The organism is Ilyobacter sp. (assembly GCF_041583315.1).
Taxonomy (GTDB): domain Bacteria; phylum Fusobacteriota; class Fusobacteriia; order Fusobacteriales; family Fusobacteriaceae; genus Ilyobacter.
Genome location: NZ_JBFHGC010000288.1, coordinates 1 through 3707, shown reverse-complemented (window position 1 = coordinate 3707; position 3707 = coordinate 1). Strand labels below are relative to the sequence as shown.

The following is a 3707-nucleotide window of genomic DNA, read 5'->3' as shown; positions in this document are numbered from 1 at the left end:
ACTGCTAACTTCATCTTTTCCCCCATTATATCAAAGATATTTTAGATCTTCCTGGGTTGTTATTTTTATATTTCCATAACTTCCCTCAAGAATTATTACATTTCCTCCGACCCTTTCCACAAGGGAAGAATCATCTGTTCCCGCATAATTAGTTTTTTTGGCATCTTCATAGGCTTTTTTCAGAATATCTCTACGAAAAACTTGAGGAGTCTGGGCAGCCATCAATAGGAATCTGTCTGGTGTAGAGGTTATAAAACCATCTTTATCCACTGTTTTTATAGTATCCTTTACAGGAACCCCTATAACCACTCCGTCTACCTTTGGATTTTTTTCCAGCATCCCATAGGAATCCTCTATAAATCTATCCTGGATAAAAGGTCTCACTCCGTCCTGGACAGCTATAATGTCAGAATCTCCTGCTTTTTCAAGGGCGTTATATATAGAGTCCTGTCTCTCTTTCCCGCCCTGTACCACACATTTCAATTTTTCAATTTTATATTTTTTACACAGTTCCTCTACTTTATGTGTATACTCTGCATTTGTCACAACTATTATATCTGTCACCTTTGGGTTTCTGTCTATTTTTTCAAGAGTTTTTATAAAGACCGGCCTTCCGTCATATTCCAAAAACTGTTTTGGATAGCCTAAGTCCATTCTTTTTCCCACTCCTGCAGCTGCCACTATAAAGGTATATTTCATCTCATCATCCTTTACTTCAATGTTACCACGGTACATCCTATTCCGCCTTCTCCGTGGCCTCCGGTTCTAAAGGATTTCACATAATGACATCCTCTCAGATACTCTATTATTCCTGCTCTCAGGGCTCCTGTTCCCTTACCGTGTATCACATAGACCTCTGAGAAACCACTTAACAGTGCTCTGTCCATATAGGTTTCCAGATCATGTATCGCATCATCCACCATCTTACCCCTGATATCTATTTCAGATCTCACTGTTGTTTTTTTATGTATATGCACTGTATTATACTGCTTTGTCTTTGACTCCTCTACTTTCTTGAGATCATCTATAGACACCTCAAGTTTCAGTATTCCGGCCTGTATCTGAGCTACCTGCTTGTGTTCGTTTATTCTGGTTATTACTGCATGCTGACTCATACTCTTTACAAAAACCTTTTCTCCCTCTCTGAATTCCAATTTTCTTTTTATCTTGGGTTTTGAAACTATAGTCTTATTTTTTTCATCTCTAAGGGCATTTTTCATCATATTCAGGCTTTTTTGCAGGAGTTTTGCGTCTTCTTTTTTGCTCTCTTCTGTGTGTATTTTATCAACGAGAGCCTTGGCCTTGGACTGCATCTCTCTCATCATCTTATCAGCTTTTTCATAGGCCTCTTTTAGAATTTCATTTTTTTCTTTTTCAAGGGCTGCCAGTTTATTCTCATACTCTTCTTTGTTCTTTCTGGCTTCCTCTTTGAGACTTTCCACTTGAGCCTTCATTATATTCAGACCTTCAGACTGCTCTCTTATGTTGCTTATCATGCTTTCGACTTTTTTATTGTCGTCACTTATATATGATTTGGCTCTCTCTATTACCTCATCTAGAACCCCTAGCCTCTTGGCTATAGTGAGGGCGTTACTTTCTCCCGGTACTCCCATGAGAAGTCTGTATGTTGGAGAAAGGGTATTTGAGTCAAATTCCATAGAGGCAGTCTCTATCCCCTCTTCATTGTATCCGTGTGCCTTGACTTCACTGTAGTGAGTGGATATCATAGCCTTGCACTTTTTAGATTTCAGATAGTCTATTACTGCCATGGCAAAAGCCGATCCCTCCATAGGATCTGTTCCCGACCCCAGTTCATCTAGCAGTACCAGGGAGGATTTTGTCACATTGTCCAGTATCTCCTGTACATTTTTCAGGTGAGCCGAGAATGACGACAGAGATTGTTCTATACTCTGCTCATCCCCTATATCAGCAAATATTCCTGTGAAATATCCGATGCTTGTTTTCTCCCCTGCTGGTATTGGCACTCCCGAAAGAGCCATTAGTGTCAGCAGTCCTGCTGTTTTTAGGGCTACTGTCTTTCCTCCTGTATTTGGTCCTGTTATAAGAAGGGTATTGTACTTTCTTCCTATCTCAAAAGTAAGTGGTACCACATCAGACGGACGTATAAAAGGATGCCTGGCATTTACAAGACTTATTATCTCTTTATTATTTATATCAGGTACTGTACATTTTTTATCTATAGCATAGTTTGCCTTGGCAGATAACTTGTCTAGGTCTAGTATTGCATCACCCACAAGATATATTCCTTCCAGATTTATTCTTACCTGGTCTGTCAGTCTGAGGAGTATTTTTCTTATCTCCTCTCTTTCCCTTACCTCTAGCTCCCTTACCTTGTTGTTGAGAGAGACTATGGATATGGGCTCTATAAACACCGTCTGACCACTAGATGACCTGTCGTGTTCGATACCTTTTATCTGCCCCTTAAAGTCAGCTTTTATAGGTATTACACTTCTCCCGTCTCTTGTTGTTATTATTTTTTCCTGTATAGCCTTGGAATAGGCTGAGTTTGAAAAGATATCATCAAATTTTTTCTTGATGTTAGTGGCAATTATTTTTTTCTGAAATCTTATATCTCTCAGATCTAATGAAGCGTCATCTTTTATGTTTTTTTCATTGTCTACAGCCTTGTTTATGATCTCCTCAAGCCCTTTATATATAGGGGTATTCTTGAATCTAGCTGTGAGTTCTTTATATTTTTCCAGCTCCTCAAGCTTACCTTTGAAAAGTCTGAATATTTTAAGGTTTTCTTTTATATCCCACAGATCTTCTGCATCGAGATAAGCACCTATAAGTTCTGATTTTTTTGCTGTTTTATTGATGTTTTTTATCCCGGCAGTTTCTGCTCCGCCATCGTATTTCAAAAAATCCATAAGATCCCTTACGATCTCTAGCTCTTTTTTTACTAGGTTTATATCTTTATAAGGGATCATTTCTGTTATGGAAATATGGGTATCCTCTATCTGAGAATACCCTGCAATCTCTTCTCTTAATTTATCAAATTCCAATACATTTAAGCTGTGTTTATTCACATACACCACCCTATAATATACAATTTTTCATTTCATTATATCACAATAAAAATCATTTGGCTATGTTGCAAAGGCTCTCTATACATAAAAAAAGCTTGATATTTACTGGCATTAATGATATAATAATTTGCAATTTGTCTTTAAGGAGGTGTAATATATGAAAAGATGCGAAATTTCTGGTAAAGGAATGACTTTTGGACATCAAGTCTCTCACTCACACAGATGTACTAACAGAGTTTGGAAGCCAAATCTTCAGCCTACTAAGATTGTTATCAACGGAGAAGCAGTTAAAGTTAAGGTTTGTTCTAAGATGCTTAAGACTCTTAAAGGAGCTAATGAAGCTGAAACGTTAAACATTCTTAAGTCAAACGTTAAAACTCTTAGTCCTAAAATAGCTAAAATACTTAGCAAATAATTGGGAAATAAAAAAAAGACAGTGATTTTAGGATCTGTCTTTTTTTATTTTCCTATTTTTTTTATTACTTATGAGTTAATTACTTAATTTCTATAGAATTGCTGTCACTTTTCCTTGATGAAAAGTAACCAAAAATCAAGGCCTGTGAAAAATAAGCTAAATGCCCTTGGAAATCCAAGAAAAAATCAAAACTCGCTTCGCTCAGACAGTTGATTTTTACTAAGGATTTCACTTCGGTCATT

At 37.0% G+C, this 3707-nt stretch carries 3 protein-coding genes; 1 reads left to right on the top strand and 2 read right to left on the bottom strand.

Annotated elements, in window-relative coordinates:
* Positions 1–30: 30 nt before the first annotated feature.
* On the bottom strand, positions 31–735 hold the full coding sequence (gene ispD, locus ABZA26_RS10035; RefSeq protein WP_372714387.1) for a 2-C-methyl-D-erythritol 4-phosphate cytidylyltransferase: 705 nt from the start codon (positions 733–735) through the stop codon (positions 31–33).
* On the bottom strand, positions 711–3050 hold the full coding sequence (locus ABZA26_RS10030; RefSeq protein WP_372714386.1) for an endonuclease MutS2: 2340 nt from the start codon (positions 3048–3050) through the stop codon (positions 711–713). Before ABZA26_RS10030 ends, ispD begins: the two co-directional genes overlap by 25 nt.
* Before the next feature lie 157 nt (positions 3051–3207).
* Here ABZA26_RS10030 and rpmB point away from each other — a divergent pair, with 157 nt between their 5' ends.
* Entirely contained in the window at positions 3208–3465 is a 258-nt protein-coding gene (gene rpmB, locus ABZA26_RS10025) for a 50S ribosomal protein L28 (protein ID WP_372714385.1), read from the top strand.
* Positions 3466–3707 lie beyond the last annotated feature (242 nt).

Coding starts and splice junctions, on each gene's coding strand:
- ispD (WP_372714387.1), bottom strand. CDS start 735: ATGTACCGTGGTAACATTGAAGTAAAGGATGATGAGATGAAATATACC.
- rpmB (WP_372714385.1), top strand. CDS start 3,208: ATGAAAAGATGCGAAATTTCTGGTAAAGGAATGACTTTTGGACATCAA.